The following is a 25,598-nucleotide window of genomic DNA, read 5'->3' as shown; positions in this document are numbered from 1 at the left end:
GGAAAAAATTTTCCTTTCCTTGGGCAGAGTTACCTATTTCCTTTTTCTGAATGAACTCCACCCGAACGATTCTTGTAACTGAAGATGAACCAGGGATTATTGATACAATCCGTATGGTCCTTGAATCGGAGGGATTTAGGGCCCTAACAGCAATGACCGGAAAGGAGTGTTTTACCCTTCTGTCAGAATCTCCGGATCTACTTGTATTAGACATAGGACTTCCTGACTCCAGTGGTTTGGAGATTTTAAAAGAGCTTAGAAAGAAATATTCTATACCTGTAATACTTCTTACTGCTAGGGAATCAGAACTAGACCGAGTGCTCGGCTTGGAACTTGGGGCGGATGATTATATGGTAAAACCATTTAGTCCAAGGGAGTTAGTTGCCCGTATTCGCGCAGTGCTTCGAAGATACGACGGAAAACCAGAAGAAAAGGCCACCGACTTTGTTACAGATGAAGATAAAAAGGTAATTTATTACTATGGGAAATCTTTGGGCCTAACTCCCTATGAATATAAAACTCTAGTATTATTCATCAAACGAAGAGGTAAAATTTTTACTAGAGAAGAAATAATGGATTTGGTTTGGACTGAACCGGAAGATAGTTTTGACCGTGCTGTTGACACTGTGATCAAAAATTTAAGAGCAAGGCTAAAAGAGATCCGTCCTGACTTGGATCCGATCGAGACAAGAAGGGGACAAGGATACGGCTTGAAGGAATCAATATGAGTCTTTGGATACGGATCATCATCGGTTTTTTTTTGCGTTCTCGATCGGTTTCTACTATTTAGTAGATAAGATAGAAGAATCTATTCGCCCTCGTTACATGGAAACTGTAGAAGAATCCATGAACGACACTGTTCATATACTCGCTTCTCTAATTGAACAAGAACTTTTAAACCATCCAGAGTCTACATTCGAATCGAATATCAATCGAGCATTGGGAAGTTCCTTTAAAAAGGCCAAAGAAAAGAACTTTAACGCAAAAATTTATGAGCATACTAAAAGGAAGATTGATCTAGAATTTTATGTAACGGATGCAAAAGGCATCATACTGTACGATTCCGCCGAAAAAAGAGTAGGGGAAGATTATTCCAGATACAACGACGTTTTTCTTACCTTAAAGGGAAAATACGGAGTGAGATCTAGTAAATTAGGAGTATCAGATACAGAAAGTGCGATATTCATCGCAGCACCTATTTACTTCAAAGGAAAGATTGCTGGTGTTCTTACAATTATAAAGCCTAAAGGAAGTATTCTGCCTTTTATAGATTTTGCCAAGGAGAAGTTTTACAAGACAAGTTTGCTTGTTGCAGTCTTTATCTCTCTTGTTTTTTGTATCGCTGTTTATTTTATCTTCTCTCCGATCCGAAAATTATCCGGATATGTTTCTGCCTTACGTTCCAAAAAACGGCCAAGTCTTCCTAAGATTGGAGTTCCTGAAATTCGAGAATTGGGAGAACAGATGGATCAGCTTGTTCGGGAAATTGCAGGAAAAGAATATGTTGAGAATTATATTCAGGTTTTGACCCATGAAATAAAAAGTCCGTTATCCTCTATTCTTGCCTCAGTAGAATTATTATCCGAGGATCCTAATCGGCTAAAACCTCTTCTGCAAAATGTCCAATTAGAGAGTAAAAGGATACAAACAGTAATCGAAAAATTATTAGAGTTAAGCGCTTTGGAGAATGTATCCAATCTGGAACTACAAGCAGGATTGAGCATGAAGGAACTTGTCCAAGAAGTTTTGGATTCTTTAACTCCCGAGGCAGATAGAAAGAAAGTAAAGCTACACTTATCCGGTCCAGATGCACTCTTGAATGGGAATCGTTTCTTTTTAATTACTTCAATTCGAAATCTTCTGCAAAATGCATTAGATTTTTCTTATGCTAATGCTGAGATCCGGATAAATCTAGGAATTCTGCTGGAAAAAGAATATTTTATCGAGATCAGGAATGAAGGGCCGAATATTCCGGATTACGCGTTAGAGAGAGTATTTGAAAGGTTTTATTCTTTGCCTAGGCCTGATACTGGGAGAAAAAGTTCCGGTTTAGGTCTTGCATTCGTTCTAGAAGTTGCTGAATTGCATGAAGGGCGGATAGAAATAAACAATTGGGAAAATGGCGTGATTTCGCTTTTTTTTCTGCCAATTCGATCCTAAGTCCAATTCCTCACATAATCCACACAATTCACTCATAATCAAATCACTTGCTTAACAGATACTTTCTGGAAAGGAGCGATAGATGAGCAAATTAAAAACCTCTATTGGTGTTAGAGTATTTATTCTAGGCGGGATGCTGTTCGGGTTCGTAATTCCACTTTTTATGATGGGATCCCTTGTTAGCGAAAGGCAAGACAGATCGAGAGAGGCAGTACAAGAAATGAATTCTAAATGGGGTGCAAGCCAAGTAATTGCAGGCCCATTTCTGGTTATCCCATACAAATTAGAGAAAACTAAAAAGAATGTCCAAGATGAGGAAGAAGTGGATAGCGAAAGCGGAGAAATTTATATTCTGCCAGAGAATCTTACCGTTGATTCCGATTTAAAGGCAGAAAAAAGAAAAAGATCCATTTATGAGACTGTATTATTTTCAGGAGATTTCAAAATAGAAGGGTTTTTTAAATCTCCCTCTCTCACAGACTTTCCGGCTAGAACCAAAAACATTTTATGGTCTCAAGCAAGAGTAATTCTTTCTGTATCTGACCCAAAAGGTATCGGCAAAGATGTAAAATTCAATTTAGCAGGAAATGACACTGCTTTGCAACCAGGATCTTCTTCCTATTTATTCCCTGCAGGACTTCATACTAAATTAAATCCGAAGGAAGGTAACGGTAATATTTCCTTCTCATTAAGAATCCCTTTAAAAGGATCTGATTCTATTTATGTGGCCCCTGTAGGAAAAAGTAGTTCGATTAAAATGTATTCGGATTGGAAAGATCCTTCCTTTGAGGGTTCAATTCTTCCAAGCGAAAGGTCTGTATCAGAGAAAGGATTTAATGCAGTTTGGGAATCTTCCTATTTTGCAAGAAATTATCCGCAGGTGATCCAAGATATGACCGGATCTTATACAGAATCTATTATCAATTCTGCATATGGGGTCCGTTTTATAATTCCAGCCGATCATTATTTAAAATCAGAAAGATCTTTAAAATACGCGATCTTGTTTTTGATGGCGAGTTTTGCGCTATTTTTCCTTTTGGAAATTTTCGGTGGAAAAATATTGCATCCGCTTCAATATTTAATGATCGGAGCGGCAATGTTGGTATTTTATGTTTTAAATCTTTCTCTTTCTGAGCATATCGGATTTAATCTGGCATACTTATGTGCATCTGTTTCTGTGTCAGGTTTGATATCATATTATGCAACATCAGTGTTAAAGGATAAAAAAAGGGGATATCTGGCTGGAGGATATTTCACTATTCTTTATATCTTCTTATATGTAATCCTCGCGTCCGAGGAGAATGCACTACTTTTAGGTTCCTTAGCAGTATTCTTTGCTTTAGCTGGACTAATGCATCTCACTCGAAATATAGATTGGTATTCTTTCGGCACGAAAGAGGATCAAATACCAGCTTAATATCTTTTATCTCCTTTCAGGGAAGGCCATATCTTCTCTGAGAGGATTTTCCGGTTATAATTATGAAATTAATCAGTAAAATTCCTTTTATCCAACAATTGTTTGTATTTTCTTTAAGTTGTTTTGTAAGCGTATTTTTAGTCGCAATGCGTATCTCCATTTCCAAAGAGAAAAGTTTCTCTTTTTTGGTTTGGAATTTGTTTTTAGCCGTAGTTCCTTTGGCTATTTCTTATTTTATTTATACATATTATGAATTTAGAAGGCGTAAGATAGGTTTATTATTTTTTGCTTTGTTAGGGCTTTGGCTATTATTCTTTCCGAATGCTCCTTATATTGTTACTGATTTCGTTCATTTAAGGGTTAGGAATATGGTTCCTATTTGGTTTGATATCTTGATGATCTTTTCTTTTTCCTGGTGTGGGTTATTTTCAGGTTTTATATCTTTGAGAATGATACAATTAGTATTGAACGATAAGGTCAATCAGTGGTTTGGTTGGGTATTCGTTGTTTTTGTTTCTCCAATTACTATTTTAGGAGTTTGTATCGGCAGATTTTATAGATGGAATTCATGGGACTTGGTTGGAAATCCTCAGTCTCTAATTTTAGATTCCTGGAAGTTTCTCCACATTGTATGCAGTAATTGGAAATTTTTTTTGGTGATTGGATTTTTATCCTGCGGGATGGTTGTTGCTTATCTTCTCGCATTGTCCCTTGGCGCTATGAGAATAAATTATGTTCTGAAAAGCACCATAAGACGCTAAGCAGAGAAGGTTAGGGGATTTGTGTGAGAATAACTCAGTCGGTGACTTTTCTAAAAAAATGCTTATGGAAATTTCCGATTCGTTCGAACCTTTAGATGAGCCCAAAAAAGGAAAATTTTTTAGAAAAATTCTCCAAATCCTTTTTCTTCCTTTCTCCGAAAATCGCTAAAAAATGCCAAAATTTGGCTAAAATTAGCGAATTTCCTCGAATTCATTAAAATTAATCTAGGCCATGCGCTTCACCGAAGATATATCTGAAGGAAACCCTGAATTTCTAGGTTTATCCCAGATATCAGCCTTCATTTAAACATATAGAAAAAAGACCAAAACCAAACCAGCACAGATCCCGGCACGGACGCCGGGCTCATGATCTCAGTTTCAAGGAGGAAACAAATGATCATTAACCATAACTTAGCCGCGATTAACTCCCACCGCGTTCTGAAGTTCCAGAACAACGAAGTGGCGAAAAACATGGAGGCACTTTCTTCCGGTATGCGTATCAACCGCGCCGGGGATGATGCATCCGGTCTAGCCGTTTCCGAGAAAATGAGAACTCAGGTGAAAGGACTTCGCCAAGCGGAGAGAAACACTGAGGACGGCATGTCCCTGATCCAAACAACTGAAGGATATCTGCAGGAAACTAATGATATCATCCAGAGGGTCCGTGTACTTGCTATCCAATCTTCCAACGGAATCTACGGTGCAGAAGACCGTCAGATGATCCAAGTAGAAGTTTCTCAGCTTATAGACGAAATTGATCGCATTTCCTCCCAAGCAGAGTTCAACAAGATGGCATTGCTCCAAGGCGATTTCGCTCGTGGATCAAGAACCGCTTCTATGTGGTTCCACATCGGACCGAACCAGCACCAGAGGGAACGTGTCTATATCGCAACTATGACCGCTAAGGCTCTGAATTTGATCAAGTCTGACGGAACACTTTTGACTCTTTCTACTGCGGAACTTTCAAACGAAGCAATCGGCTTTCTTGACGATGCTTTAATGAAAATCAACAAACAAAGAGCAAATCTTGGAGCTTACTATAACCGTTTAGAGCATGCATCTAAAGGCCTAATGGTAGCTTACGAGAACATCCAAGCTTCAGAGTCGAGAATCAGGGACGCGGATATGGCAGAGGAAACTGTTGCATTCACTAAGAACCAAATTTTGGTTCAATCAGGAACTGCAATGTTAGCACAAGCTAACGTAAGACCTCAGTCTGTCCTCCAGTTACTTAGGTAATTAGGACTTTCCGGCAGCGGGAGCAGTGATGCTCCCGCACCGGGAACTTTTCTGTAAAACTCCGAAGCCGCGTATGCGGCTATCGTTGTCTACAGACCTAACGAAAAGGTACAGGAAAAACGTCGGGTCCAGCATTCTTCTTTCCCCAATTTTTTTCCGGTTCCTTTTCCAAGGAGGAATTCCGAAGAAACCGAACCGGGTTAGTAATAACCTAAAGCTTATTGTATTTTTGCAAGATTGCTGGCGTTAGTCGGCTTTATTGCGGTTGATTGAAAATATCCTAAATCTCCTCGGGAGAAAATGACCTGTCGGGTGGTCCGACCGGGTCCATCCCGGAGCACCGGACAGGTCATGTCCGATCGGAGGATAGGGAGATCCTCCGGAAACTCTCTACAAGGAGTGTAGGATGATTATCAATCACAACCTGAGTGCGGTGAATTCTCACCGCTCTCTGAAGTTCAACGAGCTAGCTGTGGATAAAACCATGAAAGCTTTGTCTTCCGGCATGCGGATCAATTCTGCCGGTGACGATGCTTCGGGTTTGGCTGTCTCCGAAAAACTCAGAACGCAGATCAACGGGCTGAGGCAAGCGGAGAGAAATACGGAAGATGGGATGAGTTTCATCCAGACTGCAGAAGGATTCCTTCAACAGTCTTCGGATATCATCCAAAGAATCCGGGTTTTGGCCATCCAAACCTCGAATGGAATTTACAGCCCCGAAGACAGACAATTGGTTCAGGTGGAAGTTTCCGCCCTTGTCGACGAAGTGGATCGTATTGCCTCTCAAGCAGAGTTCAATAGATTCAAATTGTTCGAAGGAGACTTCGCTAGAGGTTCCAAAAGAGCTTCTATGTGGTTCCATATGGGACCGAACCAGAACCAAAGGGAAAGGTTCTTCATTGGAACTATGACTTCCCGAGCTTTAAAGCTGACCAAGGCAGATGGTAGACCGATTGCGGTTTCTTCTCCTGGGGAAGCGAATGAAGTGATCGGCTTAGCCGACGCTGCACTCGGAAAGATCATGAAGCAGAGGGCGGATATGGGAGCTTATTTTAATAGGCTGGAACATTCCGCAAAAGGTCTCATGGCCGCATACGAAAATATGCAGGCATCTGAGTCCAGAATTCGTGACGCTGATATGGCGGAGGAGATGGTTGCTCTAACTACAAAACAAATACTCGTGCAGAGTGGTACGGCGATGTTAGTGCAAGCAAACTTAAAACCGAATTCGGTCCTCAAACTTCTACAAATGTAGTTTTCGGGAACAGGCGCCACCGGATGAAAACTCCGGTGGCTTTTTTTATCTAATGATTTGAGATCCCTATAAAAATTCTTTCTATTTATTTATTCGTCTAAATTCGATTTTTCTAAACAAGCTCTGCTAAAAAATTGAGAGTTGTTTATAGAAAAATGTAAATAGTATTTGTTTGGGAACTACTGTCTACATTTGAAATTGAACGATTTAGCTTGACTCTTTCTATAGTTTCACAGAAATTCTTGAACATCTTTCCCTATAGGTAGTCTAGAATGTTCCGTGGTTTACTCATCTTTGCGATACTTTTAGGTTTAAATTGTGCAACCACTAATTCGGGAAAAAAGCCCGGGCCGGACTCTGATAATACATTTACTTTGGATTGTTCAAATACAAAGAGTCCATATTATATCTCTGTAATGAAAGGGAAGGGGAATTTTTCAATAACAAGGTTTTTAGAATACTCTGTTCCAGCCAGTGCTCATCAAAATTTTTTAAGTCAAAATCAGAAAATATGGGATAAGGCGCTCTTGGATTATCAAGCTAGGAAGTTTTCCGAAGTAAAAACCTTGTTAGAACCTTTTCTTTCCAAGTATGATCAGGATTTAAATCTTCGGGAATTATACGCCAAATCTTGGTACTGGAGTCAGCAAAATCGAGGAAAGGACGATAAGCTTATTGCATTCTATTTGGATCTATATAAGCGCGTGCATCATGAAATTGATGTGCAGGATGGGATTCGAAAAAAAGGCGAAGTAGTCATTGTCCTGGGTTTTAATGACATAGAGTGGAAGATTGCTACAATTTATTTAGATAGAGCAGAGTGGCAAACCGCAGAGTCCTACTTGGAGTTATCTCTTTTTGGAGTAACCATGACCAATGATGGAAACCAAGCACCTCATCCATCTGTGATAGAGAACTATGCTTACTTAACCGAAACCGCTTATTATCTGAACGATAAGGATAAGAATCGATTTTATTTATGTAAGACACTTCAACTGAATCCTAAAAATACTTACGCCCTTCAGTTTTTACTTCGTTAATTCGTAGCATTTCATTTACCGACCTCGGTTTGACCCTAAGGTTAAGTTCGCAAAAAGCCTTTATTTATATATTTAAGTATTGACTTAATTAAGTTTATACTTAAATATATGCCCATGAACGCTTTAGATGCGATTTCTGATCCTACCAGGCGTAAAATTTTAGAACTTCTATTCGAAGGGGAAATGGGGGCAGGCGAGATCTCCGGTCATTTCGATATTAGTTCTGCAGCGATTTCTCAGCACTTGAAAGTTTTAAGAGAAACCAATCTTATCCAAGTGAGAGTGGATGGCCAAAGAAGGATCCATTCGTTGGATTACAGAGGTTGGAAAGAGATCCAAGATTGGTTAGACAGAGCTAAAACTTTCTGGGAAGGAAGATTGGACGTTTTGGAAAAGGAATTGAAAGCAAATAAGATTAAAAAGCAGAGAGGGTGATCTGATGAACAGATCGGAAAATAGAACGTACGGTAAATTTGTTTCCTCAAGTGAGGTTCGTTTTGAACGGCTACTACCTGGTCCAATCGAAACTGTTTGGGAATATTTGACTGATTCTGAGAAGCGCGGCACATGGCTTGCTTCTGGAACTATGGAGCTGAAGGTAGGAGGAAAAGTAGAATTAAACTTTTTGCATTCTTCTCTTTCCGATGAAAAAAATTATCCAGACAGATTTAAGGCAATGGAAAACGGCATTAGCGGGGTCGAAACAATTACAGCGATCGATCCGCCTCGCTTTTTAAGTTTTACTTGGCATCCCGATTCAGAAGTCCGTATCGAATTGGAAGAGAAAGGAGAAGAAGTTCTTCTTACTCTTCGCCATTATAAACTGAATGATGAGTTCGGTAAACTTATGGTTTCTTCCGGATGGCATACTCATTTGGATATCTTAGTTTCCAAATTGTATAAGGAATCAGTTCCTAAATTTTGGCAAACATTCGAAAAACACGAAATTGAATACGGGAAAATATTACATCCAACCTAAAGTTTTTCTGGAGGTAATATTATTCCTGACATTAAACTTTGAGTTACTAATTCAGAGCCGATATAATTTAAATGGTGTTTATCTGAATACAGTATCTTTCCTTCTTTCGCAGCCCAACAATAGTTGTTATCGCAAAGGGATTTCCAAGGTTCCCAGACTTTCAGTTTTTTGCCTGAAAATTCTTTTGCGACTTTTTCTATTATTTCTCGGTAAGCGTTACGATGAGTTTCGAACTGCGCTTTAGAGATCGCACATGGATCTTTTAATTGAGAGTTATAGAAATGTATAGGACGTTGAGCTCCGCAAGCTTCCGGATCAAAATCTAATTCAGGGATATCTACAGCCAAAATAACTTCTTTTTCGTGCTCTAATAATTTTCGCACTGTCGAAATAAGTGAATATTCATACGCGGATTGATTTGAATTCAGGTCGGGACGTGATTGATTTCGTATTTTATAGTCCCAAGGAATTTCTTTTCGATCAGGCGAACTCTCACCGATATACATTGATCCTCGATCGCTTAAGATTACTGTTTTTATTTTCGGGTTACCAATTACGTATTCGAATATACCATCGAACATTGAACAACGTTCCGTACCAGGTGTTCTGATTACTCCGTATAATCCTGCGCAGGCCGGATTACTCAGGTTTATCACGTTTCGGTTCATCTTTTTAACATACGCCTGAAAGAGCCCATAATAAAGATGATTCGCATGACTGTCACCAATTAGCGCGACCTCTGGCTCAGCTCCAACTTGCAGGTAATTACAGAATTCGATCTTTCCACCGATTTTTTGGAAAAAAGATTCGGAACATTTGGTTTGCTCGAACATAGTCGCGATTTGATATTCTAATAAGGCAGATGGTTTTGCATCATTGTGATTTTTTCCTCCAGATAAGAAGACGATTTCACCAATAATTGCTATAAACAAAGCAGCGATTAAAATTCCTTGAGTTACCTTTTTTTGAAAATTAAAACGTAATTTCTTTTCAAGGTATGCCCAAGTTAGAGTGGCAAATAGAAAAGATAAGATAACAGCACCGGTTCGAATTTCCCAGCGAGGAGATCCAGATTCTATTATATTCGAAAAAGATAATAAAGGCCAATGCCATAAATATAGAGGGAAACTAATCAATCCTACAAAAACTAGTAAGCGTGATCCGAGTATTTTTCTGTTCCACCAAGAATTTGCTCCTGCGTATATGAGAAATACAGCCCCTAAAACTGGGATAGCCGCAGCAAATCCCGGAAATTTAGTGCTGCGGTCTATCAAAGCGAGTCCAATTACGATTAGAGAAAATCCGACTAATGAAATTAAGTTCGAAATATTGAAAAAAGATGGGCTGACTTCGTCAGTTTCTTTGTCGGAGGAAAATCGAAAGAGTGAAGGGCGATATATTCGAATCCATGAAAGCAAGGAACCTGATAGTAACTCCCAAAATCTGAAGACTGGTAAATAGAATGCGTTAATTTGATTATATTTAGTATCAATGACGTTAAAGATGAACGAAAGTAGAATTAATGCGATTAGGAAATATTCGGTAGGAAGTCGTCTATATCTACGAGCAGCGACTAACAAGAATGGCCAGACTATATAAAATTGCTCTTCAATTGCCAAAGACCAAAGGTGTAAAAAAGGTTTTTGTTCAGAGACTGGGTTAAAATAATCAGAGACCTCATTTAAAAATGTAAAGTTTGAAAAGAATAAGATCCCAGCAACGGAGTGTTTTCCCAATTTAGAATATTCCTCAGGATAAAGAGCAAAAAATCCAAATACTAAAGAAATAAATATCACTAGAAGAAGTGCAGGAAAAATTCTGTGGATTCTTCGCTTGTAAAATTCAGAAAAAGATAACTCGTTCGTATCCATTTTTTTGAAAAGAATCGAGGAGATTAGATAGCCGGATATGACGAAGAAAATATCTACTCCGATAAACCCACCGGGCAACCATTGAGGAAATGCATGATAAATTAAAACGGAAAGAACAGCTATTGCTCTTAGTCCGTCTATGTCTGGTCTATAGTTAAGTGAATTATTATGGGACATTCTAATTATATTCTTATACGGTATTTTTCTCCTAACTAGGGTCAATTCGAATATGAAAAAGATTTGAGAGTAGCAAGAAGGTGAAAATAAAAAAGCCGACGATTAATTCGCCGGCTTTTTTTAAATCGATCGATAAGACCGATTATTTATTAGGAGTAAACTCCAAAGTGACTACGCCTCTTGCAGCGGACTTAACATTCATCTTCTTAGTAGCTAAGAAAGTAAATCCCCTGTCCTTTTTATAGACTAGTTCGTCCATAAACAGAGCGTCTTTTCCAGGGTAGGTAACTTCCCACTCGGAACCACTTGTATTGCTAGTTCTAACATTGATGTCTTTTGCAGCAGTTAATTCTGCAAGATCATCTTTGAATTTAGTGGATTCATCTGCATCCAATCCAGTAAACTTAAGAATGATTGTATTATTCTCAGTGAGATTAAACCATTCTTCTTTTAGTTGTTTGTTTACTTTTTTGGTAACGTCTTCTGCCCAACCAGCAAGTGCTTTCTCTCTGGAAACTTTTTGAGTGATATCTGCTCCACGAGCATCTGCGTTTCCGGATGCTACCACTTTTCCGTCTCCCCAAAGTAGGATTACTTTATAAGGTCCGGTCGCAGCAGTATTGAATAAAGGTCTGTCTAAAGTTTTCCCACCAATAGCCGTTACAGGTGCTTGGTCTTCTGTTTCAACAGAACCAACAACTAAAACTTCTGCTCCGGAAGATTGAGCTTGGATAAGTATTGCAGCTCCTGCATCTAAAGAGTTAACCGCATCAGCATTCAAGCCGGAAGGTTTAACTGATTTAGAAGCTTGTCCAGGATCTACGATCTTGTTTCCTGCTTTTTTAAGACCTTTGATAATCTCTGCTTCTGCAATATTACCATTGCTTAAAGGAGCAACTGGAGCTCCTCCTACTTTAGAAGGAACTAAAACTACGATTCTTGGATTTCCTACGTCAGCAAGTAAACCTTCGACCGCAGTGGAAAGTTTAGATTCTTCGATAGTACAACGAACTGTAAGTTTTAGAATAGGTTGGGTATCTATCTTACCTTGGTCTTCCGCAACTATATCGTAAGATTTTACGAATGCATCCGTTTTGGAAAGTAGACTAGAGCCTAAACTTTCTCCATCCGAAGCTTGGCTTTTGTTGGAAATTTCTTCACCAACTATTTTACGTACCGCATTAACTTTTGCGTCTTTAATCGCTCTTTGTTTTGCGTTTGCTATATCCCCGTTATAAATCGGAGCTTCTCCGATCACGGTGATTGTATTTCCTTCTCTAGTGAATTCTTCTTTTTTCTTGCGTCGGGATCCGTCACCCGTTGCGCATGCAAAAGCGAAACCTAAAATCAGTGTGAGAGCGGTAATCCGCAGGATGGGCAGCTTTGCCATATCGCTTCCTTTTTCTCCTTGATGTATTGAATTCTGTCTATTTACTGAACAAATAAGGTATCTTACATGCGGTTCAAAGAAAGAAACAAAAAAAACCTAACTTTACTCATTTTTTTTCTGACAATTTCCTCAGGCTCCTGCGTAGAAGCGTCATCCAGAAGTCATATTTCTAAATCTAAAATTATTCCAGCCGAAGTTTCCTTTTACGAACAAGTGCTTCCAAGTCTTGCAGGTAAATCCGTTGTGCTCGTTACAAATCCATCAGGTATAGGGAGACACCCTGAAAAGATCCTGAAAGAATTTAAGGATAAAAAAGTTAAGATCAAACATTTGATCGGACTTGAACATGGGTTTTTAGGATTGGAAGAAGACTTCAGTAAGTCTCCGGTCACACTGGACGAGACTTTTCAACTTCCTATCTATCATATTTATAAGGTTAAAAACTCTGAGATCCCAGCAATCCTGAAAGGTGCAGACGCGGTTGTATTCGACGTCGTCGATATGGGAATGCGTTGTTATACATACCTAAGCGTTCTCAAACGTTTGATGGATAATCTTCCTGATCCAAATACTAAGTTTATTCTTTTGGATCATCCTAACCCTGCATTGTATTTAGGTGCAAGAGGAGAAGGTATACAGAAGAAGTTTTTAAACTTCGCGGGAGAATTTCCGTCTCTATTTTTTACAGGAATGACTTTGGGAGAAGCGGCTGCGTTCTATAATGGAGAATATCTAGGTGGAAAAGTAAAACTGGATATTATCTCTCCTGAAAATCTAAAAAGAGGATTTGATTGGGAGAAAGAAGGAATCCCCTGGACCACACCTTCTCCAAATCTTCCTATGTTAGATTCAGCAAAAAACTATTTAGGTTTGGTATTATTAGAAGGAGTGAATGTTTCCGTAGGTAGGGGAACCCAGGCTCCATTCGTATATTTCGGCGCTCCTTGGATGAATGAGCCTGAAGATATTATCAATGAATTGAATGAAGACAGTAAAGGTGATTATTATTACCAAAGTGTATTCTTTAAGCCAACATTTGGACCATTTAAGGGGGAGATTTGTAGAGGTCTTCGTTTAACGGTTGTAAATCGTAAATATGATCCGATCAGAATGGCATATAACCTAACTACCATTATGAAAAAGAAATATAAAGATTTCAAATGGAGACAGTATGCGGACGGATCTCATAATATTGATTTTCTTTGGGGAACCGAAAAATTCAGAGAGTCAGTAGATGCCGGCCTCACATACGAACAATTTAAGGCTACTTATGCTGAATCCGAATCTTCTACAAATAAGCTGATCCAAAAATATCTGATCTACTAATGTTTTGTATTAAAATTTCGAAAGATAAATTATGAGAATTAGATTCGCTGTTATAGCATTGTTTTGTTTTTCCTTTTCCCTTTCCGCAGAAGATGTAAATGGAGAATGGAAAGAATACGGTCTGAAAGAAGTTTTGGGCCGGTTGAAATTTTATGCATTCGCTAAGATCGCTCAAAGTGTTCGTACTGGGGCTTCTTTCGACCAAGAATTATATGTAAAAGAAACTCCATGCGCTCAGGATTTTCCAGTATTAGAAGGGAACTTCCAATGTGCATTACTGAAAGTTTCTACATTAGAGGATAAGTTGGCAGAAAGTTCGGAGCCCAAAACTCCAAGCTCTGCGGCTACCGGAACTAACGGTTTAACTCCAAGCAAAACGATACCTCCTATCCCAACAAAAGCGAAATGGTATGAGGGAAGAACTCTCGCAGGCAAAGGTGTACTTTCTCTGCCTGGAAAAGAAGGCCAGAGTGATTTGAAATTATTCTATCATACTGATGGAAAGCTAAGTCATTATTCTTATGAAGATAAAATAGTGGTTTTTGACTGGAAAGGCCAAGAGTTAAGTACTATTCTAACTGTAAAAGTGGATCCTAAACTAAGACCGCTTGGTGGTAAGGAATATTTTTTTCGATGAAAGAACTCTCTTCCGGTTTTTTAAGAATGATGGATCACGAAAGTATCGACCCAGTAGAATATATCTGGGTAGTCGCTAATTATCCTTCTTCGGAATCCGGAAAACAAGAGGCTCAGCTAGTTCCCGCAAATTTTAAGATTGGAAGTCTTGTAGGCAAACGTGTAAAACTAGAATTTACCGGAAAAATTCGCTGCGTAAATTGCGGGAAGGTCACAAGCAAAAGTTTTAACCAAGGAAGTTGTTTCTCCTGCTTCCAAACATTAGCGGAGAATGATCTATGTATTCTTCGCCCGGAGACCTGTCATTTTCATTTAGGAACTTGTAGAGAACCTGAATGGGGAGAAGGCTACTGTTTCCAAAAGCATACAGTCTATCTTGCAAATACAAGTGGATTAAAAGTCGGTATCACTCGAGAAAAACCTGTTTCCAATCGTTGGGTGGACCAAGGTGCACAAGAAGCAATTCCGCTTTTAGAAGTTACATCTAGAAGAGATGCTGGCCTTATAGAAAAACAATTTACAACTGTTATAGATGATAAGACCAAATGGCAAAAGATGGTCACAGAAGATTCAGTTCCTTATGATCTAATCTCTAAAAAGAAAGAATTACTAGAAGTATTGGAATCCTGGGATCTAGGAGTTCCTTATACTGAATCTGATGAACAGAAAATTACAAAATTAAGCTATCCTATTTCAGAATATCCTAAAAAATCCAAATCTTTCTCCCCAGATAAGGAGAAGGAAATAGATTCTAAATTACTCGGTATCAAAGGGCAATACCTTTTGTTCGAGGATGTAGTTATTAATATCCGCGCCTATGGCGGTTACGAAATCCGTTTGTATTCGGAGTGAGTTGATTCATGAATAAAACTTCTATTCGCAAATATTTTCTGGTATTATTTTTACTTTTTAGTCTCCAAGGCTGCGGTTGGATGGTGGATCTTGTTTTTCCTTTGGACGTGGACCGATTTTTAGGAGAACAATTTTATAAGGCCGCAGTGACTGGAGAAGATCACGGTAAAGTTTATAAAGGTAAGTCTTTAGAAAAATATCTGCAATCTATAGTGGACCGGATCTTAAAATCCAAATCCATCAAATATAAAGACGAATTCAAATATAAAGTAACCATAATAGACGATGATAAGGTCATTAATGCAATTTGTGCACCTGGCGGTTACATTTTCGTATATACTGGACTTCTTCATTTTGTGAAGAATGAGGCAACCCTGGCAGGGATTCTTTCTCATGAGATTGCTCATGCAGAAAGAAGGCATTCCACTAAACAATTATCCACGAATATTACTTTATACTTCTCCTTATATTTTGTGCTTTCCTTTGTGCTTGGTCCGGATCTGGCTTCACATGCGGCAGATATTGCAGGGCTTTCTACAAATCTATTGGGACTTGCAAATTCTCGTTCTATGGAAGAAGAAGCAGATGAATACGGATTTGATTATATGAGATCTACTCCTTATTATCCCGGAGCAATCGCAGATTTTTTCAAGGATATTCAAAAGGAGAAGAAGATAAATCCTGAGTTGGCGGGAGCCGACATTCCTTTAGAAAAATATTTAAGCACACATCCTCTAGACGAGGACAGAATTTCTGCCAATGAAAAAAGACTAAAAGATGCTAAAATCGGCGCACCAAATGTGAAATCTTATTATAAAGAAAGATATCGTACTAATATAGAAAAATCTTTGGGAACCAAAGAGGAAGAGGACTGATCGACCGGTTGTTCGCAGTTCTGGCTAGTTCTAATTTATAAATTATACAAAGAAAGATTGACTGATTTCGATTCCATTTAGATAACTTTCGCGTTATGAATTGGAAGAAAAAATTAAAAACTTGGGTAGATTCCGGACTCATTAGCCAGACTCAGGCAGAGTCCATTCTCAAATTCGAAGATTCCAAAAAAATTCCATATGTATTCTATTCCTTCCTGGCCTTAGGGATTGTAGTAATCGGCCTTGGGGTTATCGCAATGGTGGCGGCTAATTGGGACAAGATTCATTATTCCGTAAAATTATTTAATAGTTTTATGATACTTTCCGGGATAGGGATTGCAATTCTATACTCTCAAAAGAAAGAGATCTGGAATGATACAGTTCGTTATCTTTTAGTTTTACTTCTTTGTGTATTATTTTTTGCGAATATTGGACTGGTTTCCCAGGTATATCATACTCAGGGAAAATTATACCAGGGTTTGCTTCTTTGGTCAGGAATTACGATCTTACTTGTGATAATGTATCCGGGACGAATATTACAGCATCTTTGGATCGCAGTATTCAGTTCTTCTTTTTTAAGTTGGATTGACAATCATCCTGATATCGGTTGGAAAGAAAGAAGTCATTATTTTTCTCTCTTCTTCTTTGTAGCTTCTTGGGTATTTGCAGGAATTGCGATCTTTGCGGAGAAAAGATTAGAAACTAAAGAGAGTAAAACTTCTATTCTTGTGAATCCATTTTTACTATGGGCTTTCGGTTTCTTTTTAACTTCATCTATTTGGGGAAGTTTCGAAACTCATGATATTCCGAATTTAGACGGGGACCCTGAATTTGTCAGAAGATATGATCTTCCTTTTTCGTGGTATTGGCCTTTGCTTATCCCGATTCTTCTAATTGTAATTTCTCAAATTTTTAGAAAACGTTTTTCTCGTAGAAAGATCATCTTGCTTTCTATCTCCGGAATATTCCTCGGTTTCTTAAATTATCCTCAGGTTTTTCATTGGTATGGAAAATTTCCGGCAATGATATTTTTCTTTCTGGCATGGATACCGTTTGCATTCTTATTTTTCCAATCCAGAAGATGGTTTGATCTGTCTCTCTTGATTTTAGGGCTTAGATTTGTTTCAGTCTATCTGGAAGTATTCGGAAGTTTACTCGCCACAGGAATTGGACTGATAGTTTCAGGAGCAGTCATTTTGGGTTTCAGCATTTTAGTGTTTAAGATGAGGGAAAGGATCAGAGATGCTGCGAATCAACTCTTTCAAGAAGAGGAGCTTGGAATATGAAGAAGTTTAACATTTCAGTTCTCGCAGTATTTCTGCCAATTATTGTTTTAGCCTCCGTTGCTTTTGAGAGAGAATTCGATCTTAGGAATGGAAAAATTCTGATACTTCCGATTACTGGGTATGATCCTAGAGATCTACTTTCAGGACAATATCTTAGATTTCAGATAGATCGTAAATATTCTGATGATATTTGCCAAAAAGGAGATTACGTTTCATCTGCAATAGAATCGGCAACGGCTACAACAGATGGACGTAAGCTTACAAAAAAGGAAGCTTGTGTTTGTTTTGATTCCAGAGAACCTTCTGAATATGAAATACGTTTTCACTCTGATTGTGACGAACTCAAAAATGATACAACTTGCTGGAATTACGTCAAAGGCGAATGTAATTACGGAGACTTTAATTACCCTTTCAGCAAATATTTTATTCCGGAAGAGGGCGCCAAAAAACTGGAAGAAAAACTGAGAGAACCAGGCGCCAAAATCCAGTTGAGAATAGACGAAAACGGAAATGGATTGATCGAAAAGATTATTTGGCCGGAGGTATCTTCGCAGTAACCTCGTTTAGGCTGCAATAATCTTTCTCACCAAAGCCATTGTTCATACCGGCTTGGTAAATCTCATCTAGTTCGGAACAGAGCGGCAGTTTTGTTCCGGACTCTTTTCCTAAAGAAAGTGCATGTTTGAGATCCTTATACATATTCTTCAAAGCAAAATGAGTCTCGTAATTTCCAGAGAATACAAATGGAAACTTAAATTCTGAAATTCCGGACTTTGCAGCGGATTGTTCTAAGATAGATTTTAAGATAGAAGTATCTATACCTTGGCTTTTGGCCAAAGAAAAACCTTCCATATAGACCTGGAAGATCCCAGCCTGCACCATATTGAGAGCAATTTTTGCCTTCTGCCCATCGCCGACATTCCCACAGTAGACAGTATTTTTGCCACAGATTTCGAAGATGAACGAAATATCTTGGATTTCTTCTTTTGATTTTGCTCCTACCATAAATAGGATCTGACCGTCTCTCGCGGCATTTTTGGAACCTGTCATTGGGGCGTCTAAGAATTGAATATTCTGTTTTTGGAATGTGTTATTTAATTTAAGTGTGAGAGAAGGGGAGGTGGTTCCAACATCTATCACATATTTTGCATTCGCTTCTAAAAGTCCAGAGGAGAATACTGAGTCTTCTACCACGTGATCTTCCGTGAGGCAGAGTATTATGATTTCAGAATTTTTTACTGTTTCTTTAATATTTCCATAGATAGAAACTTTATCCGATTTTAGGTCTTGGATCTTTTCTGGATTACGAGCATATAGTTGGAGGGAATGACCTTCTTTAGAGAGATTATTTGCGATCCCTCTACCCATGATTCCAGTTCCGATGATTGCAATTTTATGAGAAGACATAGGGAAAGTTTCCCGCATAGAACCCGATTTGGCAAGAAAAAGGTTTTAGAAAGAGCTGAGTGCTGCGCGGATAAAGCTTGTAACAGGAGCCTGCTCTCTGGTATCTTCCAGACCTTCTCTCAGTTCTCTAAGAACGATCTGCGCATCTGTCAATACTGTATTGACATTTGTATGAAGATCATCTCTGTTTATAAGCCTTCCTAAGGTCCCATCTCCGCTATTGATCTTAGTCGTGATATCTGCTACGTTGGAGAAAGTTTTACGGATATCTCCTCTATTTTCTGCGATCAATTCTGAAAGAGACACAAGTGGATCTTGTAGCACCCGTCCTTTTAAGGAAGAAACTCCAGATTTGTAATCCACTACCTGGAAGGTTCTAGGCGCACCTTTACCTTCTTCCGTAGATTCTGAGGTTCCAGGGTCAATTGAAATTACTCGCCCGGAGAGTAAACTTTCGTTACGTATTGCAATATCATAATTTTCGTACATACGCACAGGCTCTTTTAGAAGAATGGTAACTTCTACCCTGGTTGCAACTCCGACTTCTCCTGCAGGAAGTACTGCTCCATTTTCATCGATTTGGATGAGTCGAATATTCGATACATATCCAAAAGGAACACCTTGTACTGTGACCTTATTTCCTACTTTGATCCCTTCCGAGTTTTTGAAATTGATTTTTAGGAATTCGCCCCGTTTTTGAACGGGCCCACCTTCCGTCATGACGGTAAAATAACCTACTACGACCAAAGCGACTGAAAAGATAGCACCTACTAAAAGATAACGAAAGGATTTCATTTAGGATCCAAAACTCTTACTATATATATCGGACTTTTTATCCAGAATATTCTCTTAGGACCCAGGTTTCAATTCTTAGTTTCCAGAATCATTGGTCCCTTGGTGTGTCCGTTAATAAACTGACGGATGAATTCATTCGGAGAATTCTGCACTTCTTCGGGAGTTCCTGTAAATAGTACCTGTCCACCATAAAAAAATGAAATGCGGTCGGCTATCATGTAGGCGCTGGACATATCATGGGTGACGACCACTTGTGCTGCGCCAGTCTCCTTTTTGATACGAATAATCAGTTCGTTGATCACGTTCGACATAACTGGATCTAGACCAGATGTGGGCTCATCATACAGAATGATCTGAGGATTAGCAGCGATCGCTCTTGCAAGTCCAGCTCTCTTCTTCATACCGCCCGAGATATCATTCGGAAAATTATCCTTTGCGACTGTCATATCCACTAACCGAAGTTTTTCGGCGACAATCTTCTGGATCTCCTCTTCGGGATATAGTTTATGTTCTCGTAAGGGGAGTGCAACGTTATCAAAAACAGTCATCCAGTTAATGAGTGCCCCAGATTGAAAAAGAACCCCCATTTTCGAGCGGATTCTTTCTCTTTCTGGAATTTCTGCACCTGAGATTTTTTCTCCAAAGATTTTGCATTCTCCGGCATCCGGATCGAGTAGGCCGGTGATATGTTTTAAGGTGACTGACTTTCCCGTTCCAGAAGGTCCAAGCACGACCATTGTCTCTCCCTTTTTTACTTGGAGATTCATTCCTTTCAGGATCTTTCTTTGGCCGAAAGCCTTGTGTAAATTGATTAATTCTATTGCGTATTCTTCCATGACTTATTGCCTGTAAAAGATCGCTGTGATCACATAACCAAAAAAGATAACCATCAAGAAAGAAGTTACTACCGATTCCCTTGTAGCTCTCCCCACACCGATTGCTCCACCTGAAGTTCTCAGACCATGAGAACAAGAAATTGAAGAAATGATCAGGCCGAAAACATAACCTTTGAATAAACCAGTATATAGATCTTTCAGACCTGGGATAGAAGTGATCCGTTCATTCACATCTTGAAAATATACTATATATTCAATTCCCAGTTGAAAATGGCCTACGATTGCTCCACCTAAAATCCCTAATATACTGGAATATACACAGAGGACCGGAACCATTAAAGAAAAACCTAATACTCTCGGAAATACCAGAAATCTCACTGGATCAATGGACATTACTTCGAGTGCATCAATCTCCTCGGAAACTTTCATTGTACCGATTTCTGCGGCAATCGCAGAGCCTATGGAAGCTGCTAAGATGAGTGCGGTCATGAAAGGGGACATTTCTCGGGTGAGAGTGATTGTAAGAAGAAGTCCGATTTGACCTTCTGCTCCAAAATCTTTTAATCCAAGTCCTGTGTTTAAGGTGAGAAGCATTCCCGTAAAAACAGCAACCACCGAAACTACGAATAAACTTCCTACTCCGGCGATAAACATTTGGTCTAAAATTTCTTTCCGCTTTTCAACGATGAATCTTAGATTTAAAAAAGTCTCCGCGATCAGAACGATTGTATAACCAGCGGCATACAGAGTATCGTTTGCTTTTTCTTTAAATGTATCCAACATTTCGATTAGAGCCTAATCCACCAAAAAATCTGCACCGTGGTCTTATCCTTAGTTTTTTCTAATCCGAATAGACCGTATAAAAATTGATAAGATGTTTTTTCCGGAGTAGAACTGTATTCCACGAGCAATGGCACATGGATATGCAGTTCTTCTTCGTTCCATCTCTGGGTATAAAGCCTCATTAAAAAAGAGAGCCTTTTTTCTCCATTGGATAATTTTTGATACTCGATAATGGACCAGACTGGATCCCAAATCCTTTCCACAAGCTCGGATTTAATCGGAAATAAAGAAAGAAGATTCCAAGTCAAATTACCTTCTCTGTCCTCATGCCAACGAAAGAGTGGCCACAGTTTGTAATAGTTATCTTCTCTTCCCCATTGAACATAAGTCCTGTTAGTTCTCCACCAAAATGGAATAAAATAAGTCTCGGAAGATTTAAGATGGTAACTATCTGTACTCAGTCGGAAATAGAATGGGGTGAAAAATCTAGTTTCCTTATATGCAAATCTATAATACCCATAAAAAGGAAATATAATTAACTTTCTGTAATCTTCGTCGTCATTCCGACCATACTGAAAAAGGAAAAATAGAACGTTTAGATCTTTTTCGTGGGTTCTTTTATCATACCCGTAGGAAAATAAGGAACCAAGGATAGGAAACCAGAAAAAAGCCCTGGCCTTCATATTTCCGAATTCCGAATCCTTTGCCAGATAAAAGGGCCAAAACATTTTATAAGTAAACGGTTCTCTTTTATCTTCGTTAATACTTCCCCATTGTATAAACGGCCAAAGAACGGAATAACGTTCGTATTTTCCTTTATGGATCTTATGGGAATAAAAAGGGAAGATCCTTAGATCGTTTCTGACCTCAGAACCTCCCCACATGACGAGTGGCCATAAGATCCCATGAGCATTATAATTTTTGTACTTCCAATTGGAATAAAGAGGGAAAAGCGCAAAGTTCAGTTCTGAATAGCTGGCCTTTCCCCTAAGTTTTCCAAACAAGGGAAAAAATCCGAAATAAGACTCCCTAGCAGTTTCTCCTTTGCCCCAGATTAAAAATGGAGAAAGAGTATCCTCGTCCCAACCTAAATCGTCATGATAAGTTTCTGTTCCGCTAATGAAGAATAAAAAACTCCAAACCCGCCAATAGTCCGTTTTTTCGGAATAGTAGATCGGGAATAAAAATGTATCGTATCGATAATTGGATTTGGTTTCTTTATAAGTGGAGAAGAATGGCCGAAAGATTTGCTCTTCTTCGCCTAATCTTTTTTCGGATTGGTATAAAAACCAAAATTGTTTGTACTCGGAAGGATAAGGAGAAACCGGTTTGAAAGGGTATTCCGAAAATAGACTTTCCGTACAAACTAGGAAGAAAAGGATCAGTACTAGATTCTTATTTATCATTCTTCCCAGAAATTCCTAAGCAACAGGGGATTAGATCATTGAAAATTGCAGTTTTATTCGGCGGAACTTCCACAGAACACGAAATTTCCCTGCGCACAGGCACTTTCATAAGTAAAACTTTGTCTTCCATGGGACATTCGGTCAAACCCATTCTCATTTCCAGAGATGGCAGATGGGTCATCCCTAAAGAGTATCGACCTGAGTTCCCGGAAGGAAATTCCAAAAATCCGGAAGAGTATTTAAAAGAATTCGAAGAAATTCATTCTACGACTGCAGGAGCATTCTCCTCGTTAGATTGTGATATAGCATTTTTGGGACTACATGGAACTAGCGGAGAAGACGGATCTGTCCAAGGATTTTTGAAAGTTCTTGGAATTCCATTCACAGGTTCAGATGTAAAAGCTTCTGCCCTTGCAATGGACAAGGTGAGAGCAAATCGATTGTTCCAACTTGCGGGAATGTCTGTCGCTCCATTTTGGGAGTTGAGAAAGAAAGAATATTCTGAAAATCCGACTTTGGTCGAAAGTTCTGGATTACAATACCCACTTTTTCTAAAACCTGTAGAAGGTGGTTCTAGTTTTCATACATTCAGGATAGAAGGCCCCGAAGATTTACGTAAAAGATTGCCTGAATTTTTCGACGCGGAAGAACATGCGATCTTACAAAAATTCCTAAAAGGAACAGAAGTTTCCTGCGGAGTCTGGGAAAAGAAAGAAGGTTCTAAAAGAATCTTAGAGGCACTTCCTCCTACAGAGATTATCCCTGGTGGAGAATTTTTCGACGTAGAATCAAAATACAAACCTGGACTTTCCCAAGAAATCACTCCTGCTCGTTTACCTGAAAAAATCATCTCTAAGATCCAAGAACAATCCATTCTAGCTCACAAAACTCTCGGATGTGAAGGCTATTCAAGAACGGATTTTATAGTAGTTGGAGAGACTCCATTCGTATTGGAAACAAATACGTTACCCGGAATGACAGAGACTAGTCTTATCCCTCAACAAGCAAAAGCAGCAGGTATCCCGATCCAAACATTATACCAGTCTTTGATTGATCAGGCTTTAGAAAGAGCAGGGAAGGAGACTCAGAGAGTTTAGAACTACAATTACCACGCAGAGGCGCAGAGCCGCGGAGGGGAAAATAATTTTAGCTACGTTTGTAGGAGTTCCAACATCACAACTGTGTAACTATTTTCCGCGTGTAGGAGCTCCTACAAATCCCTTCTCAGCGGCTTCGCGACTCTGCGTGAGAAAAAATCTTTGAGCCTCTTAAAACTCCGCGTCTTCCTATCGAATCTGGAATAAAGCCAACTTTGCAAAAAAGTTCGGACTGAATTTTACCTGTTTTAGATCTGTGAAGAATGCTCTGTCTTCCACAGTAAATCCACGAATATCACAGAACTCTTGGAAATCCAGGACAGATAGAAAGTGTAGGTTTGGTGTATTGAACCAACGATAAGGAAGAAGGTCCGTGACTGGAGTTTTTCCCTGGAACAGAATTCTAAAACGAACTTCCCAATACCCGAAATTTGGAAAAACGATAATCACACGTTTCCCGATTCTCAAACATTCTTTGATAATATCACCGGGATGTCTAGTTTCTTGGATGGTTTGATTTAAGATCACATAATCAAACCGTTTGTCTTCATGATGACTTAAACCTTCGTCGATATCCCCGTGATGAACATACACACCTTTGCGGATACATTCTACAATTGCGTCCTCATCCTTCTCTATTCCTTGTCCTCTAATCCCTTTTTGTTTCAGAAGGTAAAGAAGATCTCCATTACCGCATCCAAGGTCTAAAACTCTAGAACCTGGTGAGATAGTATCCAGGATATATGCGAAGTCCGGTCTTTCTCTCAAGGTAGTACTACTTAAGATCTTAGAATCTATCATTCATTCACCGGCATATTTAGAAAACCTCGGATCACATCCTCTTGTCTTTGGTTAGGAAGAAGAAAACTATCGTGACCTTCATTCGTTGTAAGCTCTACATAAAAGACTCTTTTATCAGATGCTTCTAAACTTTTTACAATCTCTCTAGATTGAGAAGGAGGATAGAGCCAATCAGAACTATAAGATACCACTAAAAATCTACATTGAGCAGGACTAAGAGCCTTAGTAAGTTCCTGACCTTTTCCTAAACTGAAATGATCCAGAGCCTTTGTTACGTAGATATAAGAATTTGCATCGAAACGATCTACGAAACTTTCTCCCTGATAGATTAAATAACTTCCTACTGCAAAATCAGAATCCGAGTTCAGGAGATTTCCTCTAGGTGGATTCCTACCGAATTTTTCCCTCATCTTATGGTCGGAAAGATAAGTGATATGCCCCATCATTCGAGCTAGTGCAAGACCTTTTCTAGGAGTCGCACTGTCTTCATACAATCCGTTATTCCAATTTGGATCGGAAAGAATTGCCTGTCTTCCCACTTCATTAAAAGCAATCTGCATTGCGGAATGTTCCGCAGAAGAGGCGAGTATAATACAATTTTCTAGAACATCTGGATAAGAGATGCTCCATTGTAATGCCTGCATTCCGCCCATTGAGCCGCCTGCCACACAGAGTAATCTTTGGATCCCGAAAGATTCTACCAAAAGTTTTTGGGCAGCTACCATATCCTTGATGGAAACGAAAGGAAAGCTGGAACCGTAGGGTTTGCCACTCACAGGATTGATGCTCATCGGTCCTGAGGAACCTTTACATCCACCGATTACGTTAGAAGATATTATAAAATATTGATTTGTATCAAATGCTTTACCTGGGCCAATATATTCGTCCCACCACCCAGGGCGTTTTTCCCCTTCTGAATGGAAGCCCGCTGCATGGGCATCTCCAGAAAGTGCGTGGCAGATTAGGATTGCATTGTCTTTATTCGGAGAAAGAGTTCCGTAAGTTTCATACGCAACTACTGTAGGAGAAAGGATGGAACCGTTGTCCAGGCGTAGATCTCCCAGCACTGCGGTTTTTGGTTCTACTATGCCGACGGATTGATTCGATCCCATGTTTTAAGTTCCAAATAGCTAAGCCACTTTCCTTTTTCAGACGATCCTAAACGAGTTTAGGAAAGCAAAAAGAGAAAGTGGCCAGTTTTTAGACGAT

Annotated in this window: 25 protein-coding genes; 16 read left to right on the top strand and 9 right to left on the bottom strand. The window is 39.1% G+C overall.

Translation table 11 applies throughout. The features are described 5' to 3' along the window. Positions 1-50: 50 nt before the first annotated feature. The 9 genes from B1C82_RS17730 (at position 51) to B1C82_RS17690 (ending at position 8,851) form a co-directional block, all read left to right on the top strand. Positions 51-728, top strand: a complete 678-nt coding sequence (locus B1C82_RS17730; RefSeq protein WP_086448923.1) for a response regulator — start codon at positions 51-53, stop codon at positions 726-728. Positions 729-732: 4 nt separating this feature from the next. Continuing rightward, the gene (gene creC / locus B1C82_RS17725) at positions 733-2,160 is read left to right on the top strand and encodes a two-component system sensor histidine kinase CreC (protein ID WP_086448922.1); all 1,428 of its coding nucleotides are present in this window, start codon (positions 733-735) and stop codon (positions 2,158-2,160) included. Positions 2,161-2,242: 82 nt separating this feature from the next. Continuing rightward, positions 2,243-3,577, top strand: a complete 1,335-nt coding sequence (gene creD, locus B1C82_RS17720; RefSeq protein ID WP_086448921.1) for a cell envelope integrity protein CreD — start codon at positions 2,243-2,245, stop codon at positions 3,575-3,577. Between the two features lie 62 nt (positions 3,578-3,639). Continuing rightward, positions 3,640-4,338, top strand: coding sequence for a DUF1361 domain-containing protein (locus tag B1C82_RS17715; RefSeq protein WP_086448920.1), 699 nt, complete (start codon positions 3,640-3,642; stop codon positions 4,336-4,338). A 393-nt stretch (positions 4,339-4,731) separates the two neighbouring features. Continuing rightward, positions 4,732-5,577 carry a flagellin N-terminal helical domain-containing protein gene (locus tag B1C82_RS17710; protein WP_008591598.1) on the top strand — a complete coding sequence of 282 codons (846 nt, stop codon included), beginning with the start codon at positions 4,732-4,734 and terminating at the stop codon, positions 5,575-5,577. A gap of 406 nt (positions 5,578-5,983) precedes the next feature. Then, positions 5,984-6,832 (top strand): flagellin N-terminal helical domain-containing protein, encoded by an 849-nt coding sequence (locus tag B1C82_RS17705; protein ID WP_008590488.1) that lies wholly within the window; start codon positions 5,984-5,986, stop codon positions 6,830-6,832. Between the two features lie 272 nt (positions 6,833-7,104). Continuing rightward, on the top strand, positions 7,105-7,872 hold the full coding sequence (locus B1C82_RS17700; protein ID WP_086448919.1) for a hypothetical protein: 768 nt from the start codon (positions 7,105-7,107) through the stop codon (positions 7,870-7,872). A 114-nt stretch (positions 7,873-7,986) separates the two neighbouring features. After that, positions 7,987-8,307: an ArsR/SmtB family transcription factor gene (locus B1C82_RS17695; protein ID WP_086448918.1), complete on the top strand. Its 321-nt coding sequence runs from the start codon at positions 7,987-7,989 to the stop codon at positions 8,305-8,307. Positions 8,308-8,311: 4 nt separating this feature from the next. Continuing rightward, positions 8,312-8,851 (top strand): SRPBCC family protein, encoded by a 540-nt coding sequence (locus B1C82_RS17690; RefSeq protein ID WP_234008378.1) that lies wholly within the window; start codon positions 8,312-8,314, stop codon positions 8,849-8,851. Here B1C82_RS17690 and B1C82_RS17685 read toward each other — a convergent pair. Together B1C82_RS17685 and B1C82_RS17680 are read right to left on the bottom strand one after the other, a co-directional pair. Further along, positions 8,848-10,899, bottom strand: coding sequence for an acyltransferase family protein (locus tag B1C82_RS17685; protein ID WP_086448916.1), 2,052 nt, complete (start codon positions 10,897-10,899; stop codon positions 8,848-8,850). The genes B1C82_RS17690 and B1C82_RS17685 overlap by 4 nt on opposite strands. 142 nt (positions 10,900-11,041) lie before the next feature. Then, the gene (locus B1C82_RS17680; protein ID WP_086448915.1) at positions 11,042-12,289 is read right to left on the bottom strand and encodes a lipoprotein LipL46; all 1,248 of its coding nucleotides are present in this window, start codon (positions 12,287-12,289) and stop codon (positions 11,042-11,044) included. Between the two features lie 66 nt (positions 12,290-12,355). Between B1C82_RS17680 and B1C82_RS17675 the strand changes: the two genes are divergently transcribed. From B1C82_RS17675 to B1C82_RS17650, 6 genes are all read left to right on the top strand, one after another. Beyond that, positions 12,356-13,615 (top strand): exo-beta-N-acetylmuramidase NamZ family protein, encoded by a 1,260-nt coding sequence (locus B1C82_RS17675; RefSeq protein ID WP_086448914.1) that lies wholly within the window; start codon positions 12,356-12,358, stop codon positions 13,613-13,615. Between the two features lie 31 nt (positions 13,616-13,646). Beyond that, a complete protein-coding gene (locus tag B1C82_RS17670) occupies positions 13,647-14,252 on the top strand; it encodes an LIC_11883 family protein (RefSeq protein ID WP_086448913.1) in 606 nt (201 codons plus the stop codon). Next, a complete protein-coding gene (locus B1C82_RS17665; protein ID WP_086448912.1) occupies positions 14,249-15,103 on the top strand; it encodes a DUF2797 domain-containing protein in 855 nt (284 codons plus the stop codon). Before B1C82_RS17670 ends, B1C82_RS17665 begins: the two co-directional genes overlap by 4 nt. An 8-nt stretch (positions 15,104-15,111) precedes the next feature. Next, positions 15,112-15,978, top strand: a complete 867-nt coding sequence (locus B1C82_RS17660; RefSeq protein ID WP_086448911.1) for a M48 family metalloprotease — start codon at positions 15,112-15,114, stop codon at positions 15,976-15,978. Positions 15,979-16,073: 95 nt separating this feature from the next. After that, on the top strand, positions 16,074-17,264 hold the full coding sequence (locus tag B1C82_RS17655; RefSeq protein ID WP_086448910.1) for a DUF2157 domain-containing protein: 1,191 nt from the start codon (positions 16,074-16,076) through the stop codon (positions 17,262-17,264). After that, positions 17,261-17,821: a GDYXXLXY domain-containing protein gene (locus B1C82_RS17650; RefSeq protein WP_086448909.1), complete on the top strand. Its 561-nt coding sequence runs from the start codon at positions 17,261-17,263 to the stop codon at positions 17,819-17,821. Before B1C82_RS17655 ends, B1C82_RS17650 begins: the two co-directional genes overlap by 4 nt. Here B1C82_RS17650 and B1C82_RS17645 read toward each other — a convergent pair. The 5 genes from B1C82_RS17645 to B1C82_RS17625 form a co-directional block, all read right to left on the bottom strand. Then, on the bottom strand, positions 17,793-18,671 hold the full coding sequence (locus B1C82_RS17645; RefSeq protein ID WP_086448908.1) for an NAD(P)-dependent oxidoreductase: 879 nt from the start codon (positions 18,669-18,671) through the stop codon (positions 17,793-17,795). The genes B1C82_RS17650 and B1C82_RS17645 overlap by 29 nt on opposite strands. 45 nt (positions 18,672-18,716) lie before the next feature. Then, complete coding sequence (mce, locus tag B1C82_RS17640; protein WP_086448907.1) at positions 18,717-19,466, bottom strand: mammalian cell entry protein Mce; 750 nt, start codon at positions 19,464-19,466, stop codon at positions 18,717-18,719. A 68-nt stretch (positions 19,467-19,534) separates the two neighbouring features. Beyond that, the gene (locus B1C82_RS17635) at positions 19,535-20,302 is read right to left on the bottom strand and encodes an ABC transporter ATP-binding protein (RefSeq protein WP_086448906.1); all 768 of its coding nucleotides are present in this window, start codon (positions 20,300-20,302) and stop codon (positions 19,535-19,537) included. A 3-nt stretch (positions 20,303-20,305) separates the two neighbouring features. Beyond that, on the bottom strand, positions 20,306-21,085 hold the full coding sequence (locus tag B1C82_RS17630) for an MlaE family ABC transporter permease (RefSeq protein ID WP_086448905.1): 780 nt from the start codon (positions 21,083-21,085) through the stop codon (positions 20,306-20,308). A gap of 5 nt (positions 21,086-21,090) precedes the next feature. Next, positions 21,091-22,491, bottom strand: coding sequence for a hypothetical protein (locus B1C82_RS17625; protein ID WP_086448904.1), 1,401 nt, complete (start codon positions 22,489-22,491; stop codon positions 21,091-21,093). 38 nt (positions 22,492-22,529) lie between these two features. Here B1C82_RS17625 and B1C82_RS17620 point away from each other — a divergent pair, with 38 nt between their 5' ends. Next, complete coding sequence (locus tag B1C82_RS17620) at positions 22,530-23,588, top strand: D-alanine--D-alanine ligase (RefSeq protein WP_086448903.1); 1,059 nt, start codon at positions 22,530-22,532, stop codon at positions 23,586-23,588. 189 nt (positions 23,589-23,777) lie between these two features. Here B1C82_RS17620 and metW read toward each other — a convergent pair whose 3' ends face one another. Both metW and metX read right to left on the bottom strand, forming a co-directional pair. Further along, positions 23,778-24,389: a methionine biosynthesis protein MetW gene (gene metW / locus B1C82_RS17615; protein ID WP_020768310.1), complete on the bottom strand. Its 612-nt coding sequence runs from the start codon at positions 24,387-24,389 to the stop codon at positions 23,778-23,780. Continuing rightward, positions 24,386-25,501 carry a homoserine O-acetyltransferase MetX gene (metX, locus tag B1C82_RS17610; protein ID WP_086448902.1) on the bottom strand — a complete coding sequence of 372 codons (1,116 nt, stop codon included), beginning with the start codon at positions 25,499-25,501 and terminating at the stop codon, positions 24,386-24,388. The genes metW and metX overlap by 4 nt, the downstream gene beginning before the upstream one ends. Positions 25,502-25,598 lie beyond the last annotated feature (97 nt).

The organism is Leptospira venezuelensis (assembly GCF_002150035.1).
GTDB classification, from domain to species: Bacteria; Spirochaetota; Leptospiria; order Leptospirales; family Leptospiraceae; genus Leptospira_B; species Leptospira_B venezuelensis.
The sequence above is the reverse complement of the archived record's forward strand: the minus strand, read 5'-3'. Positions and strand labels throughout refer to the sequence as shown.

Excerpts from the sequence above, each read along its gene's own strand:
- B1C82_RS17690 (WP_234008378.1), top strand. The coding sequence starts at position 8,312 with ATGAACAGATCGGAAAATAGAACGTACGGTAAATTTGTTTCCTCAAGT.
- B1C82_RS17685 (WP_086448916.1), bottom strand. The coding sequence starts at position 10,899 with ATGTCCCATAATAATTCACTTAACTATAGACCAGACATAGACGGACTA.
- B1C82_RS17705 (WP_008590488.1), top strand. The coding sequence starts at position 5,984 with ATGATTATCAATCACAACCTGAGTGCGGTGAATTCTCACCGCTCTCTG.
- B1C82_RS17645 (WP_086448908.1), bottom strand. The coding sequence starts at position 18,671 with ATGTCTTCTCATAAAATTGCAATCATCGGAACTGGAATCATGGGTAGA.
- B1C82_RS17715 (WP_086448920.1), top strand. The coding sequence starts at position 3,640 with ATGAAATTAATCAGTAAAATTCCTTTTATCCAACAATTGTTTGTATTT.
- B1C82_RS17695 (WP_086448918.1), top strand. The coding sequence starts at position 7,987 with ATGAACGCTTTAGATGCGATTTCTGATCCTACCAGGCGTAAAATTTTA.
- metX (WP_086448902.1), bottom strand. The coding sequence starts at position 25,501 with ATGGGATCGAATCAATCCGTCGGCATAGTAGAACCAAAAACCGCAGTG.
- B1C82_RS17680 (WP_086448915.1), bottom strand. The coding sequence starts at position 12,289 with ATGGCAAAGCTGCCCATCCTGCGGATTACCGCTCTCACACTGATTTTA.
- B1C82_RS17700 (WP_086448919.1), top strand. The coding sequence starts at position 7,105 with ATGTTCCGTGGTTTACTCATCTTTGCGATACTTTTAGGTTTAAATTGT.
- B1C82_RS17710 (WP_008591598.1), top strand. The coding sequence starts at position 4,732 with ATGATCATTAACCATAACTTAGCCGCGATTAACTCCCACCGCGTTCTG.
- B1C82_RS17635 (WP_086448906.1), bottom strand. The coding sequence starts at position 20,302 with ATGGAAGAATACGCAATAGAATTAATCAATTTACACAAGGCTTTCGGC.
- B1C82_RS17665 (WP_086448912.1), top strand. The coding sequence starts at position 14,249 with ATGAAAGAACTCTCTTCCGGTTTTTTAAGAATGATGGATCACGAAAGT.
- B1C82_RS17650 (WP_086448909.1), top strand. The coding sequence starts at position 17,261 with ATGAAGAAGTTTAACATTTCAGTTCTCGCAGTATTTCTGCCAATTATT.
- metW (WP_020768310.1), bottom strand. The coding sequence starts at position 24,389 with ATGATAGATTCTAAGATCTTAAGTAGTACTACCTTGAGAGAAAGACCG.
- B1C82_RS17660 (WP_086448911.1), top strand. The coding sequence starts at position 15,112 with ATGAATAAAACTTCTATTCGCAAATATTTTCTGGTATTATTTTTACTT.
- creD (WP_086448921.1), top strand. The coding sequence starts at position 2,243 with ATGAGCAAATTAAAAACCTCTATTGGTGTTAGAGTATTTATTCTAGGC.
- mce (WP_086448907.1), bottom strand. The coding sequence starts at position 19,466 with ATGAAATCCTTTCGTTATCTTTTAGTAGGTGCTATCTTTTCAGTCGCT.
- B1C82_RS17670 (WP_086448913.1), top strand. The coding sequence starts at position 13,647 with ATGAGAATTAGATTCGCTGTTATAGCATTGTTTTGTTTTTCCTTTTCC.
- B1C82_RS17675 (WP_086448914.1), top strand. The coding sequence starts at position 12,356 with ATGCGGTTCAAAGAAAGAAACAAAAAAAACCTAACTTTACTCATTTTT.
- B1C82_RS17630 (WP_086448905.1), bottom strand. The coding sequence starts at position 21,085 with ATGTTGGATACATTTAAAGAAAAAGCAAACGATACTCTGTATGCCGCT.
- B1C82_RS17625 (WP_086448904.1), bottom strand. The coding sequence starts at position 22,491 with ATGATAAATAAGAATCTAGTACTGATCCTTTTCTTCCTAGTTTGTACG.
- B1C82_RS17730 (WP_086448923.1), top strand. The coding sequence starts at position 51 with ATGAACTCCACCCGAACGATTCTTGTAACTGAAGATGAACCAGGGATT.
- B1C82_RS17655 (WP_086448910.1), top strand. The coding sequence starts at position 16,074 with ATGAATTGGAAGAAAAAATTAAAAACTTGGGTAGATTCCGGACTCATT.